Source organism: uncultured Mailhella sp., assembly GCF_944324995.1.
GTDB lineage: Bacteria > Desulfobacterota > Desulfovibrionia > Desulfovibrionales > Desulfovibrionaceae > Mailhella.
Genome location: NZ_CALUYL010000023.1, coordinates 24,766 through 39,378, shown reverse-complemented (window position 1 = coordinate 39,378; position 14,613 = coordinate 24,766). Strand labels below are relative to the sequence as shown.

The 14,613-nt window shown below is 62.9% G+C and carries 14 protein-coding genes; 10 read left to right on the top strand and 4 right to left on the bottom strand.

Features of this window, described 5'->3' with window-relative positions; genetic code table 11:
• Positions 1–76: 76 nt before the first annotated feature.
• From pdxS to rlmN, 7 genes are all read left to right on the top strand, one after another.
• The gene (pdxS, locus tag Q0K02_RS09750) at positions 77–958 is read left to right on the top strand and encodes a pyridoxal 5'-phosphate synthase lyase subunit PdxS (RefSeq protein ID WP_294488095.1); all 882 of its coding nucleotides are present in this window, start codon (positions 77–79) and stop codon (positions 956–958) included.
• Positions 952–1,599 carry a pyridoxal 5'-phosphate synthase glutaminase subunit PdxT gene (gene pdxT / locus Q0K02_RS09745; protein WP_294488093.1) on the top strand — a complete coding sequence of 216 codons (648 nt, stop codon included), beginning with the start codon at positions 952–954 and terminating at the stop codon, positions 1,597–1,599. The genes pdxS and pdxT overlap by 7 nt, the downstream gene beginning before the upstream one ends.
• Before the next feature lie 116 nt (positions 1,600–1,715).
• Entirely contained in the window at positions 1,716–2,330 is a 615-nt protein-coding gene (locus Q0K02_RS09740) for an MBL fold metallo-hydrolase (protein ID WP_294488089.1), read from the top strand.
• A gap of 250 nt (positions 2,331–2,580) precedes the next feature.
• Positions 2,581–3,153, top strand: coding sequence for an NAD(P)H-dependent oxidoreductase (locus Q0K02_RS09735; RefSeq protein WP_294488086.1), 573 nt, complete (start codon positions 2,581–2,583; stop codon positions 3,151–3,153).
• Between the two features lie 116 nt (positions 3,154–3,269).
• The gene (locus Q0K02_RS09730; RefSeq protein ID WP_294488082.1) at positions 3,270–3,962 is read left to right on the top strand and encodes a ComF family protein; all 693 of its coding nucleotides are present in this window, start codon (positions 3,270–3,272) and stop codon (positions 3,960–3,962) included.
• 57 nt (positions 3,963–4,019) lie between these two features.
• The gene (locus tag Q0K02_RS09725; RefSeq protein ID WP_294488080.1) at positions 4,020–5,111 is read left to right on the top strand and encodes a tRNA-dihydrouridine synthase family protein; all 1,092 of its coding nucleotides are present in this window, start codon (positions 4,020–4,022) and stop codon (positions 5,109–5,111) included.
• Positions 5,112–5,218: 107 nt separating this feature from the next.
• Entirely contained in the window at positions 5,219–6,322 is a 1,104-nt protein-coding gene (gene rlmN / locus Q0K02_RS09720) for a 23S rRNA (adenine(2503)-C(2))-methyltransferase RlmN (RefSeq protein WP_294488078.1), read from the top strand.
• 72 nt (positions 6,323–6,394) lie between these two features.
• On the opposite strand, the gene yddG is transcribed toward rlmN, so the two are convergent.
• Positions 6,395–7,294: an aromatic amino acid DMT transporter YddG gene (gene yddG, locus Q0K02_RS09715; protein ID WP_294488076.1), complete on the bottom strand. Its 900-nt coding sequence runs from the start codon at positions 7,292–7,294 to the stop codon at positions 6,395–6,397.
• A gap of 515 nt (positions 7,295–7,809) precedes the next feature.
• Here yddG and Q0K02_RS09710 point away from each other — a divergent pair.
• Both Q0K02_RS09710 and Q0K02_RS09705 read left to right on the top strand, forming a co-directional pair.
• Complete coding sequence (locus Q0K02_RS09710; RefSeq protein ID WP_294488074.1) at positions 7,810–8,523, top strand: TetR/AcrR family transcriptional regulator; 714 nt, start codon at positions 7,810–7,812, stop codon at positions 8,521–8,523.
• Complete coding sequence (locus Q0K02_RS09705) at positions 8,516–9,619, top strand: glycoside hydrolase family 3 N-terminal domain-containing protein (RefSeq protein ID WP_294488071.1); 1,104 nt, start codon at positions 8,516–8,518, stop codon at positions 9,617–9,619. Before Q0K02_RS09710 ends, Q0K02_RS09705 begins: the two co-directional genes overlap by 8 nt.
• 325 nt (positions 9,620–9,944) lie before the next feature.
• On the opposite strand, the gene Q0K02_RS09700 is transcribed toward Q0K02_RS09705, so the two are convergent.
• Both Q0K02_RS09700 and Q0K02_RS09695 read right to left on the bottom strand, forming a co-directional pair.
• A complete protein-coding gene (locus Q0K02_RS09700; protein ID WP_294488069.1) occupies positions 9,945–10,637 on the bottom strand; it encodes a DUF3298 and DUF4163 domain-containing protein in 693 nt (230 codons plus the stop codon).
• Complete coding sequence (locus Q0K02_RS09695) at positions 10,634–11,251, bottom strand: DNA-3-methyladenine glycosylase I (protein WP_294488067.1); 618 nt, start codon at positions 11,249–11,251, stop codon at positions 10,634–10,636. Before Q0K02_RS09695 ends, Q0K02_RS09700 begins: the two co-directional genes overlap by 4 nt.
• 173 nt (positions 11,252–11,424) lie before the next feature.
• Here Q0K02_RS09695 and Q0K02_RS09690 point away from each other — a divergent pair, with 173 nt between their 5' ends.
• Positions 11,425–12,573: an MFS transporter gene (locus Q0K02_RS09690; RefSeq protein WP_294488064.1), complete on the top strand. Its 1,149-nt coding sequence runs from the start codon at positions 11,425–11,427 to the stop codon at positions 12,571–12,573.
• A gap of 154 nt (positions 12,574–12,727) precedes the next feature.
• Here Q0K02_RS09690 and Q0K02_RS09685 read toward each other — a convergent pair whose 3' ends face one another.
• The gene (locus tag Q0K02_RS09685) at positions 12,728–14,212 is read right to left on the bottom strand and encodes an outer membrane homotrimeric porin (protein ID WP_294488059.1); all 1,485 of its coding nucleotides are present in this window, start codon (positions 14,210–14,212) and stop codon (positions 12,728–12,730) included.
• Positions 14,213–14,613 lie beyond the last annotated feature (401 nt).

The following is a 14,613-nucleotide window of genomic DNA, read 5'->3' as shown; positions in this document are numbered from 1 at the left end:
GCGTAGTACCGGATCTGCCGGAAGGCGGAAGAGCGCGCTGTTTTTCCGCGTCGGCGTCTATTCAAGGAGAATCATCATGGAAAAGAATACGTTTCGACTCAAGAGCGGTCTTGCGGAAATGCTGAAGGGCGGCGTGATCATGGACGTCACCACCCCGGAACAGGCGGTGATCGCCCAGGAGGCGGGCGCCTGCGCCGTCATGGCGCTGGAAAAGGTGCCGGCCGACATCCGCAGGGCGGGCGGCGTGGCGCGCATGGCCGATCCGGCCGTGGTGAAGAGCATCATGGCCGCGGTGAGCATTCCCGTCATGGCCAAGGTCCGCATCGGACACATCGCCGAAGCGCGCATTCTGGAGCAGCTCGGCGTGGACTACATCGACGAGAGCGAAGTGCTCACGCCGGCGGACGAGAATTTTCATCTGAACAAGCGCGAATTCAAGACGCCCTTCGTGTGCGGCGCGCGCAATCTGGGCGAAGCGCTGCGGCGCATTGCCGAGGGCGCGGCCATGATACGCACCAAGGGCGAACCCGGCACCGGCAACGTGGTGGAAGCCGTGCGGCACATGCGCATGGTCACGAGCGAGCTGAGACGCCTGCTTTCGCTGCCGGAAGAGGAAGTGCCGGGCTTTGCCAAGGAAATCGGCGCGCCGCTGGAACTGCTTCAAGTAGTGCGCGAGAAGGGCGCTCTGCCCGTGGTGAACTTTGCGGCGGGCGGCATATCCACGCCTGCCGACGCCGCGCTCATGATGCAGCTCGGCTGCGACGGCATTTTCGTGGGCTCGGGCATTTTCAAGTCGTCGAATCCGGCGCGCTTTGCCAAGGCCATTGTGACCGCCACCACCAACTACAACGATCCGGCCGTGCTTGCGGAAGTGTCGGAAGGGCTCGGCGAGGCCATGCCCGGCCTTGAAATTTCGACCATCGCCCCGGAACAGCGCATGCAGGAGCGGGGATGGTAGGCGAACTTCACATCGGCGTGCTGGCGCTCCAGGGCGCGTTTCGGGAACACTGCGCGGCGCTGGAGCGCTGCGGGGCGAGGGTGACGCAGGTGCGTCGGCCGCTCTCTTCGTCGCCGCTCGCCGGGCTTGAGCAGTTCGACGGACTGGTGCTGCCCGGCGGCGAGAGCACGACCATGGGCAGGCTGCTTGTGGATGAAGGACTGCTGGAGCCTTTGCGGACCTGCGGACTTCGGGGCATGCCCGTGTACGGAAGCTGCGCGGGACTCATTCTGCTGAGCCGCGAGGTGGAAGGGCCGGACGGCGCGCTTCTGGATCAGCCTCGGCTCGGCCTGCTGGACGCCCGGGTGCGACGCAACGCCTTCGGTCGTCAGACCGACAGCTTTGAAACCGTGCTGAACGTGCGCGGCGTGGCCGACGATGAGGAGGCGGTGTTCATACGCGCGCCGATCATCGTGTCCTGCGGGCCGCAGGTGGAGGTGCTCGCCCGGGTGGAAGGGCCGCTCGGCATGAGCCCTGCGGCGGTGCGGCAGGGAAATGTGCTCGCCACGTCGTTTCATCCTGAGCTCACGAGCGACCTTCGCTTTCATGCGTACTTTCTGAGTCTGTGCCGCGCATGGCGGGAGTCCGGCGGCGCAGTGTAAGGCGTTTATCTCTCATAAGGCCCCGGGAAATCCGGGGTCTTTTCGTTTGCGAAAGAGGGGCAAAGGGCATACAAGAGAAGGAGGCTTGAAACGGCAAAACATTTCAGGAGTTTCCCATGCCCGTGATAACCCTTCCTTTCGGACCTCTGGAAGCGAACTGCTACATCGTGCACAACGGCAAGGATGCCGTGGTGTTCGATCCTTCCATTGAGACCGATCTTGTGCTGAAGAGCATTTCCGACAACGGCCTCACGCTGCGCGCCGTGGCGCTCACGCATCTGCACTGCGACCACTGCATCGGCTGCGCGGACATGACCCGCGCCACGGGCATGCTGCCGCTGGTCGGCGCGGAAGACTGGGCCGAGCGTTCCCTGCTGCTGTGCAAGGGCATGTGCTTCGGCATGAATCTGAAACCCTTCGAGGCCGAAGTGCTCGCTCCCGGCGAGGTGACGTGGGGCAGTCTTTCGTGCCGCGTCATGCACACGCCCGGTCATTCTGCGGGCAGCCTCTGCTACTATTTCTCCGATCTCGGCCTCGTGCTCACGGGCGATCTTCTGTTCTTCCGTTCCGTGGGGCGCACCGATCTGCCCGGCGGCAACGGCGACGAGCTGGTGAAGTCCCTGCGCGAGATCATCTACAAGCTGCCCGGCAACGTGATGGTCTATCCCGGTCACGGCCCGGAAACCAGCGTGGGCTACGAAGCCGCGCACAACTGCTACTGCACGCTCTGAGGCTTCGCCCGCTGCGTCCGGCGTTGCGCCGAAAGCCCCGCGTTTCGGCCGGAGCAGGGGCGGCGCGATGTGCTGCGCCAAGCGCAAGGCGCATGTTGACGCGCCGCGTTCCGCTCTGGCGGAATGGCGTTGCGATTTCGGCCGGTAGCGGTGCATTCAGGCGAAGGCCCGCCTTTAGGCGAGAAGTCGCCGTTTTTGCAACGTGCGGCGGAGCCTTGACAAAGAGCAGGAAAACGGAAGGGGAAAAGGTATGATCGAGCCGGTGTTTCTGGCTTCGTGCAGTCCTCGCCGGGGCGGCAACAGCGACGCCGCCGCGCTTCTGGTGCGGCAGGCTCTCGGCGCGCCGTGCAGGGAGTTTCGCATTGCGGACGAGGGTGTTCGGCCCTGCGTTTCCTGCGGATTCTGCGACGCGCATCCCGGCCGCTGCGCGCTCGACGCGCCGGGCGACGGAGCCAAGGCGCTTTTTGACGCCGTGTGCCGCGCGCCTTTGAGCGTGCTGATTTCGCCCGTGTACTTTTATCATCTGCCGGCGCAGGCCAAGGCGTGGATCGACCGTGCGCAGCGCTTCTGGAAGTGCGCGGACAAGCCCGGAGGCGGACGCCCGGTCACGGCCGTGCTCATCGGGGCGCGGCCTCGCGGCGACAAGCTCTTCGAGGGCGCGGAGCGCACGCTGCGCTACATGGCTCTTGCGCTCGGGCTGGAATGGGTGGAGCCGCTTCGTCTCTACGGGCTCGACGGGCCGGAGGATCTGGCGGGCCATGCGGAGGCTTCGGCGCGCGTGGTCGAATTTGCTGCAAGTCTTTCCCGTTTTGTGCTGCCGTGAGGGGCGCGAACTTTTTTCATGCGGCCGACCGGGCGCTGCGCTCTCTGGGGCTTTTGGAGAGGCGCTGTGCGGCCTGCCGCGAGCCCTTTGAACCGCCTTCGGCTCCGGATTCGCCCGTGCCTGAGGTGGAAGAGGTTCTGGCGCAGCTTTTCTGCCCCGACTGCCGGAAAAGACTGCGCCCGCGCATCACGGGATTCTGTCCGTACTGCGGCGAGCCCTCTCTTCTGGAAGACGCGCCCTGCATGCCCTGCGATCACTGTCTGCGGGCGCTGCCGCCGTGGCGTGAATTTCTTTTCTTCGGCGTGTACGACGATCTTTTGCGCGATCTGGTGCTGAGGGCGAAGTTCGGCGGCTCGCTGGCCGTGCTCGACGCGCTCGGCCGGGTGTTTGCGGCGGTATGCGCCAATCACTACGCGGTGACGAGCAGGCCGGACGTCATTGTGCCCATGCCGCTGGATCGGGCCAGACTGCGCAGCCGCGGTTTCAATCAGTGCCGGGAAATGGTCAGGCGCGCGTCGGCAACGCTCGGCGTGCCGGTGCGTGTCGATCTGCTCGTGAAAACGATTTCCCTCACGCCGCAGTCGCTGCTGAACAGGGAACAGCGCAGTCTCATGAAGCAGCCCTTTGAAGCCTCGGACGAGGTGAAGGATCTGCACGTTCTGCTTGTGGACGACATCTGCACCACGGGAGCCACGATGGAACGGGCCGCGGAACGGCTTCTGGAAGCGGGAGCGAGGCGCGTGGACGCGGCCGTGCTGGCGCGCGCCTCCCGCCATGCGCAAAGCGTTGCCGGGCCCGCCTTGCCATGAGGGCCTTCGCCTGCTATGCATAACGCCGGAAAACGCCGCTTGTTTTAAGGATATCTCATGTCAGAACTTCCCATTCGCCCCGACGCCCCGTGGCTGGCTCCGCTGGCCGGCTGGTCCGATCTGCCCTTCCGGCTGCTCTGCCGGGAAATGGGCGCCGCCGTGTGCTGCACGGAAATGGTGAGCGCCAAGGGACTGGTCTATGGAGGGCGCAATACCGAAGAGCTGCTTGCCACCACGCCCGAAGAGGGCGATGCGCTGGAAGACGGCAGCACGGCATGCGATCATCCGCTGGTGGTGCAGATTTTCGGCGCGGAAGCCTCGTTCATGGAGCAGGCCGTGCGCATTCTGCGCGAGCGGGGGTTCTCGTGGTTCGACGTGAACATGGGCTGCTCCGTGCCCAAGGTGACCAAGACCGGCGCGGGCGCGGCCATGCTGCGCGACGTGCCGAACGCTCTTCGCGTGGCCGAGGCCGTGGTGCGGGCCGCCGGAGCGGGCCGCGTCGGATTCAAGATCCGCCTCGGCTGGGATGCCGAGCATGAAGTCTATCTGGATCTGGCCCGTCGTCTTGCCGATCTCGGCGCAGGCTGGATCACTCTGCATCCCCGCCATGCGACGCAGGGATTTTCCGGCTCTCCCCGGCATGAGGCCGTGGCCGAGCTGGCCGAGGCTCTTCCTGTTCCCGTGATTGCCAGCGGCGATCTTTTCACCGCGGCGGACGGCATACGCGTGCTGCGGGAAACCGGCGCGTCGTCGGTCATGTACGCCAGAGGCGCGCTCAAGAATCCGGCCGTGTTCGCCGAACACGCCGCCATGATCCGCGCCGGAGCCATGGAAGGGGAACTGCCTCCTTCTTCCGGCATCGTCTGCGAAAGCTCCCGGAAGCTCGACGCGCAGCACGCCTGCGACGTGCTCGACGATCTGCCTGCGGACCGCGCGTCTCTGGCCCGCGTGATACGCCGCCATGCGGCGCTGGCCCGCCGCTATGCGCCGCAGCATGCGCTTTTGAAAATGCGCACCTTCGTGCCGCGCTACGTCAAGAATCTGGACGGCGCGCGGGCGCTGCGGCAGGAAATCGTGACCTGCCGCGACTGGGATGCGCTGAACGATATTCTGGAACGGCATCTGGGCGTTGTCTGCGCCGATTGCTGAAGGCGGTCGTGTGCCGCAAAGGCGCGTTTCGTGACGCGCTCCGTTGTCCGGCCCTGCCGGAATAACACCTTCAAGGAAACTGACCGCGCTGCGGCCGAGGATTGTTCATGTCCGATGCAAGCAAAGTGAATCTCTGCGATCTTCCGTATCCCGCCCTTGAACGTTTTGTGGTGGAGCGGCTCGGCTTCAAGAAGTTCCGCGCCGTGCAGATATGGCAGTGGATATGGGTGAAGAACGTGTCCGGCTTCGAGGCCATGACCGACATTTCCCAGAACGACAGGGCCCGTCTTGCGGAAATTGCCGACATACGCTGGCCCTCCGTGGCCGACGTGCGCGTAAGCTCCGACGGCACCACCAAGTTTCTTCTTGAGCTTGCCGACGGCGAACTCGTGGAAACGGTGCTCATTCCCAGCGATGCGCCCAAGCGCCCCAACGATCTTTCCGTGCGCATGACGCAGTGCGTGTCCACGCAGGTGGGCTGCGCCATGGCCTGTTCCTTCTGCAGCACGGGCAAGCTCGGCTTCCGGCGCAACATGACCATGGGCGAAATTCTCGGTCAGGTGCAGGTGGCGCGCGCCTACGTTCACGACACGCAGCCCGAGCGGCCCATCATCCGCAACCTTGTGTACATGGGCATGGGCGAGCCTCTGCTCAATCTGGCCACGGTCATGGATTCGCTGCGCACGCTGGAACATCCCAAGGGCCTCGCCTTCTCGCCCCGGCGCATCACGGTATCCACCTGCGGCATCGAATCCGGCATGCGGGAGTTCGGCGACAGCGGCCTCGCGTTTCTCGCCGTGTCGCTGCACGCGCCCAATCAGGAGCTGCGCGAAAAGCTCATGCCCCGCGCCGCGCACTGGCCGCTTGAGGAGCTCATCAGCGCGCTGGAACAGTATCCGCTCAAGACGCGGGAACGCATCACCCTGGAATATCTGGTCATCGCCGGGGTGAACGATCAGCCGGAACACGTGAAGCAGCTCGCCCGCATCTGCGCGAGACTCAAGGCCAAGCTGAACCTCATTCCCTACAATCCCACGCCGGGCACGCCCTATCGCGCGCCTTCGCCGGAAGAGCTTCTGCGCTTTGAAAAGGCGCTCTGGGCCAAGGACATCACGGCCATCGTGCGCAAGAGCAAAGGGCAGGACATCGAGGCGGCCTGCGGACAGCTCCGCGCCGCCCACGAGGCAAAACTGGCCGGCACCGACATGTAAAAAGCAAGACCGGAAGCCCCTGCGGGGAAACTTCCGGTCTTTTTTTTGCCTTGATGCTGCGAAAATGCGGGGCTACTTGCGCATGACCGTGGAACTCCAGCACAGCAGGGAGCCGAGCACGATGACGGCTACGCCCTGCCAGAACGCGCCGTCGAGCCTTGCGTCTATCCACAGGGTGGCGAACAGGCAGGAGAGCACCGGCGTGAAATAGGAGGCGATGGCGAGCACGGTGATGTTGCCTTTGGTGACTCCGTAGCTCCAGGCGGCGTAGGAGCCGCCCATGGCCACGGCGCCCACCGCAACGCTCACCCAGCCCATGATCGAGGCGTGCGACAGATCGCCGAAGCCCGCAAGCCAGATGGCGGTGAACACGCATGAGTCGATGGCGAACACGATGAGCGTGGGATTCTGCCCGTTGGACCACGCCCGCGTGAGATTGGAATAGGCGGCCCAGGCCACGGCTCCGCAGAAGGCCAGCAGATAGCTCCACGGATTGTTCTGCACGTGAAGCCATATCTCGCCCGGCTGAATGCCCTTGTCGCCGCCGAGAACGAGCATCACGCCGAGAAAGCTCACCACGACGCCGGGAGCGATCCACCAGCGGGCCTTCTGGCCGTTGAAGAGCACGGCGAAAAGCACCACGAGGCAGGGCCAGAGATAATTGACCATGCCCACTTCCACGGTCTGCTGTCCGCCGTCGGAAAGATAGAGCGACAGACAGAAGCACAGAGAGCAGACGTTGGCCGTCGGAATGCCCAGAAAGAGATATTTTTTTGAATAGTTCTTCAGCTTTGGCAGGCCGAGAAGAAAGAACAGAAACACGCAGGTGGAGATATAGAGCACGGAAAGACCGGCTGCCAGACCGAACTCTTCCGTGATGCTTCGCACCAGCCCGACGGACATGCCCCAGCAGACGGGGGCGGTCAGGCCGATCAGCGTGGCTTTGCTGCTTGCGGAAGGAAGAAGGGACATGGAGGAGCCTCGAGGAGAAAAAGTGCGGATTTTTTCTGACATTTTTTCTTCTTTTGTCAAGGCGAGAAAAAATAGTCAAAGGATCATCGATAGTTGCGTGGATGTGGCCCGGCGTGGAGAAGGGCGTTTTGCCGCGCGTTGAGCGGTTGCGCGATTTTTGACTTGACAGAAGCGGGGGAGTTGTTCAAATTCAAATTTAGATTTGATCTTGCTGGAAACAGCGCTGGCCCGTTTCGACGGGACGAATTTCGCTCGTGGTGCGCGCAGGAATACAACCTCTCCATTCCTCTGTCGCGCAGGTCGCCTTCTGGGGAAGGACGGCGAGACGTCATGAAAGAGATACGCGTGACGTCTGCCACCCCTCGGCGTCCATGAAGGTTCTGGGGCATGGCCGTCCACGATGCCCCAGCCTTTTTTTATGCTTTTCCCCTGCTGCGTTCCGGGGCAGACCGTTGCGGCCCGCCCTTTCCTGCCGTATGCTGCGCGCAGCGTTCCGTGACGAGAGGATCCCCCGTATGCTGTTTTTTTCCCGCAAGAAGAACTCGCGCGAAGACGGCGAAGCCACGCGCCGTCAGATTCTCGGCACCGCCGTGCGGCTGTTTGCCGAACACGGCTACGCCGACACCACCAGCAAGATGATCTGCCGGGAGGCGGGCGTCAACATCGCCGCCGTGAACTATCACTTCGGCAGCCGCGACGATCTGTACCGCGCCGTGCTCGACGAGGTTCACGAGCACATCGTGAACGAGCGGCAGATGGAGCTCATCACGTCTGCGGAACTTCCCGTGGAGGAAAAGCTGGAGCGGGTGCTTGACGCCTACATCGGCGCGGCCTACGACGGGCAGAGCTGGTACGCCAGAATCTGGGCGCACGAGCTCATTGCGCCCTCGCCCCTGGGGGGAGTGGCGTTTTTGACGAGCACGCTTTCCAAGGAGCGGAGCATCGGCTCGCTTCTTTCGGAAATGACGGGCATTCCGCGCGAGGATCCCGCGCTGCAAAGCTGCATCATCACGGTCATGGCGCCGTATCTGCTCATGCTCTGCGTGCAGCGCGACATGGCCCGCGCCCTGACCACGGTGTTCGACTACCGCAAGGAAGATGTGAACCGTCATTTTAAGCTGCTGCTTTTTGAGGCCCTCCGCGCCTTTGCCGAACGCTACGCGAAGGGGGAACTTCCTTCCGTGGCGAAACGGGAGGACAAAGAGGAGGACGAAGGTTCCCGTGCATAGATTTCTGGTGGTCGTTCTGGCGCTTGTCTGGCTTTTTCCGCATCCGTGCGCGGCGGCGCAGGACGAACCTTCCCTGGAAGAGATGATCGGATCCATGATTATGGTGGGCTTTCGCGGCCTGGAAGCGCCGCAGTCCGTCATCGACGCCGTGGCCGCGGGAAGGCTCGGCGGCGTCATTCTGTTCGACAGGTCGCCGAAAAAGAGCGGATTGTACAACATTGAGTCGCCGTCGCAGGTGAAGAAGCTCGTGTCTTCGCTGCAGAAGGCGTCGCCCCGCACGCTGCTCGTGGCCGTGGATCAGGAAGGCGGAAAGGTGCGTCGACTGAAGTCGGAGCGCGGTTTTCAGCCGCTGCCTTCGGCCGAACAGATGGGCCGCATGTCGCCGGATAACGTGCGTTCGCTCGGCTTCAGGGCCGGGAGCGAGATGGCAAAGCTCGGCATCAACGTGGATCTTGCTCCCGTGGTCGATCTGCACCGCTCGGCGAAAAGCCCGGGACTCGGCGACGCCGGACGCTTGTTCGGTTCCGACTCTGCGCAGGTGACGCCGCGGGCTCTGGCCTTTGCCGAGGGCCTGTACCGTGCGGGCGTGCTGCCCGCGCTCAAGCATTTTCCCGGACTCGGCAGCGCGGGCAAGGATTCTCATCACGAACTGCCGGACGTCACGCAGACATGGAGCCGGGAAGAGCTTGCGCCCTATGCGGAGGCTTTCCGCCGGGGCTGGCCCGGCATGGTGCTGGTGGCGCACGTGTATCATCGCGGCCTCGACGCGAATCTTCCCTCTTCGCTGTCGCCCGCCGTGGTGGATCAGCTGCTGCGCCGCAGGCTCGGCTGGCAGGGCGTGGTCGTGAGCGACGATTTGCAGATGGGAGCCGTGTCCGGGAGCTCGCTGGAAGAGCGGGTGCGTCTTGCCGTGCTTGCCGGCAACGACATTCTGCTTTTCGGCAACAATCTGTCCTATGATCCGCTGCTGCACGACAAGGTGTTTCAGGCCCTCGCCTCGCTGGTGCGGGAAGGGCGCGTCAGCCCGGAGCGGGTGAAGGTGTCGTGGCGTCGCATTGAGGCCATGAAGTGCGGACTCGCGCAGTCGCGCGGGTAGTTAGCGTTCGGCTCGCGGGGGCCCTGCACTCTGGCGTGAGCTCCGCGAGCTGCGCAGGCGCTTTGCGGAAAGAAGAAGAGAAGGTCGTGCGGCGCGTGAGTCTTTGCACACAACGTGCCGCGCGGAGCCGTTTGCGCCTTGAGGCTCCTGCCCTCGAAACGAGGGGCAGAGGCCGGACGAACCGGCAACGGCGCGTCGAAGGCGTGAGTTTTTTTGCGCTGCGCGCCGTCTGCCCTGCGAAGGGCGACAGCGCGTTTTTTGGGGCGCGACCCTGATGTTCTGCGGCCGTCGCGCCGAGGCGCGAGGCAAGGCCCGGCCGGAGCGCTTATTTCCAGTAGGCCGTGTGCGGCTCGGCGGCGGCAAGCTCCCGGAGGGACAGCGTGACGGTCACCACGCCTTCCGACCACGGCCCCACCTGATAGGGGCTGAAATACAGGGTAATGCCGTCCTTTTCCAGCAGAAAGACCTGAAAGTTTTCCTGATCGGGCGCGGTGCCCGCTTCCACCATGTCCTGCGGCAGATCGCGCTGCGCGAGTTTCTTTCGCGAAAGCTCGCTAAACAGCGTCAGCGCCTTGTCAGGCCTGCGGAAAAGATCCTGAAGCCGCACTTCCCTGCCGTCCGAGCGCGTGTAGTTGCGGCTGCTCAGCGTCAGGCTTCCGTGGGCTCCGCCGAGGTACTGATAGTCCTTCCAGAGTATGCCCGCCACCTTGTCGTTGCCGGAAATCACGCCTTCAAGATCCATTTCGTACGTGTGTTCGGGCATGTCGGGATCATCGGCCCGGAGCGAGCGCATCTGTTCGCGCTCTTCGGCGGCCATGCTGCGGAAGGCGGCCACGGCGTTGCGCACCGTGTCGTCGGAGGCGTTGTCCGGCCGTGTCAGGCCGAAGCGCTGCCAGGTGGCGCGGATGCTGACGGAAGGCGCTTCTTCGGTGTAGGTCGATACGGCGCTCTGCGCGGCGCAGGCGGCGTGCGCGCCCAGCGTCACGGCCAGGGAAACGATCAGGGAGAGCAGTTTCATGATTCCTCCGAAAGAGGGGCCCGGCGTTCCAGATGCGCCACCTCGACGCCGCGCATGACTTCGGAAAAGCGCGGACAGTCCGGTTCGTGATCGTTGACGACGCCGCAGGCCTGAAGCAGAGAATAGACGGTAATGCTTCCCACATAGCGGAAGCCGCGTTTTTTCAGCGCCGCGCTGATGCGGTCGGAAAGTTCGTTGCTGGCCGGAACGGACGCGGCGTGACTTTCGTACACCAGCATGCGTCCGTCGGTAAAGTTCCACAGCCAGGCGTGAAAGGAGCCGAATTCCTTCTGCACGGCGAGAAAGGCGCGCGCGTTGGCGGCTACGGCTTCCACCTTGCGCCGCGAGCGTATCATGCCGGGAACGGCGAGGGCGGCGTTTACGTCGTTTTCCGTGAAGGCGGCAAGGCGCGAAGGATCAAAGCCCGCCAGCGCCTGCCGGAAAATTTCCCGTTTTTTCAGCATGAGCAGCCAGTTCAGGCCGCACTGCATGACTTCCAGCGTCAGATGCTCGAAAAGCAGTCTGTCGTCGCGTACGGGAACGCCCCATTCGGTGTCGTGATAGCGGCGCAGAAGAGCGTCGTTTCGGCTCCATGCGCAACCGGCGTTTTCCATGACGGAATCCTCCTTGCGGCATAGTGCCCTGTTTCTTCGGCGAAGTACAGCGCCGCGCTTGACAGTGCCGCCGGTCCTGCCGATACCCTTCTCGTCGAGACCGGAACGACTTCCGTTCCGATCCCGTGTCTGATTTCATGAAAGCCCGCCGGAAAACGGCGGCAAGGGGCGTCATGCATTTTCCGGTTGTAGGGCCGCGCTGGGCCTGTTCCTTTTTCTTTGCCGTCGCGGGGCTTGCCTACGGAAGCGTGATGTCCCGCATGCCCGCCATCAAGGCGCGGGCGCTGCTGAGCGACGCCGATGTGGGCGTGATGCTGCTGTGCATGGGGCTCGGCGGTCTGGTTTCCTTTCCGCTGGCGGGATGGGCCGTTTCCCGCATGGGCTGCCGCACCGTGCTGACGCTGGCCGGCGGTGCGCTCATTCTGCTTTTTCCCTGCATGGGGCTGGCCTCGGGATTTTTTTCGGCGTGTCTGCTCTTTGCGCTTCTGGGTTTTGCCATCGGCGTGAACGACGTGGGCATCAACACCGGTTCGATTCTGGTGGAGTCGGCCATGCGTCGTCCCGTCATTTCCTCCATGCACGCGCTCTACAGCTCGGGCGGCCTGCTCGGGGCGCTCGGCGGATCGGTCATGGCCGCGTGGGAAGTTTCCCCCTTCGGTCATTTTGCCGGAGCGGCGCTGATTCTTCTTGTTCTTCTTCCTTTTTTCGCCCGGCAGCTTCTGCGCGACGCGCCGCGTCCCAGGGAAAAGCGGGAGCGCCTTTCGCGGCCGCCGCTCTGGGTGCTGGTGTTCGGCGTTCTCATGCTCTGTTCCTATTCCTCGGAAGGTTCGGTGGGCGAGTGGGGCGTGCTGCTTCTGCATGAAGTGAAGGGCGCGTCGGAGCAGACGGCCGCGCTGGCCTACGCGTCGTTTTCCGTGGCCATGGTGGCCATGCGCTTTTTCGGCGACCGGCTGCGCGAACATTTCGGCGACGCCAGACTTCTGCGGGTCTGCTGCGGATGCGCGCTCTGCGGCATTCTGACGGCGCTTCTTTCTCCGTGGCCGGCGCTCTGTCTGCTGGGATACGCGTTCATGGGACTGGGCCTTTCGGTCAGCGTGCCCATCATTTTCAGTGCTGCGGGACGCCGTCACGACATGCCCGCCGGCACGGTGGCGGCCATTCTTTCCATGCTCGCCGCGAGCGGACAGCTTTTCATTCCTCCGCTCATCGGCATGCTGGGATCGCTGGTCGGTCTTCAGGAGGCCATGGGCGTGGTGGTCGGGCTGTGCGCCGTCATGTTTCTGGGGGCGGGCGCAGTGCGCGACGCCGACCCCCGCGCCTAGCGTGAAGGCGACGGCTCGCCGGACAGAGAGATTAAAAAAGAAGGCCGACTCCGAGGAGTCGGCCTTTTTTCGAGTCCGGTCGCCTGAGGGATCCGGCTTTCTCCCGGAATGACTGAGAAGAGAAAGGCGGGGACGGCAGGACCAAAAAAACGGGCTAGAAGCGATAGCGGAAGTTCAGCGCGGCGCGCCAGGCGTTGGAGAAGTCTCCGCCTTCGCCCGCGGCGTTCTTCCACACGCCGCCGTCAAAGTCCTGGAAGGCGTAGCTGAGTTCCAGAACGGAGACGAAGTTCTTGTAGATCTGGTAGGAGGTGTCGAAATCGAGTTCCACAACGTGGTCCTTGGTGGTGAGGTAGTTGGCGGGAGTGACGGAGCCGCCGTACACGTTGTTGATGATGTTGGGCATGTTGCTGCTGTTGGTGCCGCGGAAGTAGGTGACGCGCAGATCGTGCGAAAGGTCTTCGATGAAGCTGATGTCGTTGAGCTGCGCGCTCACGCCCCAGGTGCCGCCGGCGCTGCCGTTGTCTATGGTGTTGGCGATGTTGAAGCGGCCCTTGAAGTAGGAACTCGCGCCGGGCTCGAAGCCGCCGGAGAGGTACAGGGGCTGTTCGGAGCCGTTGGTCACCTTGCTGTCGTCGCCGGAAGCGTACCAGGCCTTCACCGCGGGCACGAACCAGGGCAGACGGTATTCGGCGAGGGCGGCGAGGTACCAGCCTTCACGTTCCGTGGAGGCGCTGTCGTTCTTGTTGCCGCTGTAATAGAAGTCGAGGGCGAGGCGCAGCGGATCAAAGAAGGTGAATTCGCCGCCGAGGCCGGCGAACCAGAGCGTGGAATCGGAACCGTCGGGCGTGGCGGTGAGCGTGCCGTTGTTCCAGCTGAGGCGGTTCATGCCGTTGAAGGGCAGCAGGCCGGAAGGCGTGGGGCCGGCGTTGGACACGTCGCCGAAGTTGCTGCCGCCGTGACCGATCATGCCCCAGGGGGTCACGCGGAAGTAATCGTACTTGAAGTCGCCGATGAGGCCGAAGAGATCGACGTCGGCGTTGTCGTATTCGTATTCGCCGTAGGAGTTCTTCAGCGGATCGGACACGGCGCGCATCCAGAAGGCGTTGGCCGAGAAGGTGTCGGTCACGGGAGCGGAAATGAACACGCCGGTGGCGGGATCGTCGAGAATGGGGCTGCCGGCCACGTAGTTGGGAAGCAGCACTTCCTGCTGGCCCATGCGGACATGAATGTCGGTCTGAGGAATCATCCAGTCGAGGTAGGCGAGGCGGGTGGTGATGTTGGTGGCGCGGGTGCCGAGAGCGCCGCCGTCGTTTTCCATCTTGCTCGCGCCCTTGTAGGAGCCGCCCCAGTTGAAGATGCCTATCTGCGCCTGATAGAACGCGGAAAGCTGCTCGGACATGATGAAGTCCATGCCGAGACGCAGACGCTGATACACGTCGAAGTGATGCTGATTCAGCTCTCTGCCGGTGTTGTGGCGATAGTCGGAATCACTCATGAAGGAGTTGTCGCCGTTGAGATTGTCGGAGCCGCTGAAGGAAAAGTCGTAGGTTCCGCTGACCTTGACGTCCACGGCCTGCGCGCCGTTCGCCGCAGCGAGCGTCATTCCCGCCGCCAGCATGAGGGTAAGAAGCTTTTTCATATCATACCTTCCCACTGTTTTGCCTGACCGCCTTCCGCATGGATAACGTTCCATGACTGATGCCGAAGAAAGAAGTCAGGATTGTGGCCTTTAATGAAAGGCATGGAAAAGGTATAGTTTCTTTTTTATGACGAAAACAATATGATAATGATTAGAATGTTCAGTTTTTTACACGTTATTATGCGCTCATGTATGAGTTTTATTAGAGTAGAAAAGCGGTTTTTTACATGTGTATTATAATAGTATGATAATACTTTTATACTTTGTTTGAGTATTGCATCATGAAAGTTTTTTGATGCTGCCGATGCCTGCTTTTGCACAGGGAAAGACGCGGATGTGCCTTGTGGATGGCGTTTCCGGCAAGTGTTCTGCGCTGCTGCGGGAGTATTCGCATACGTGAA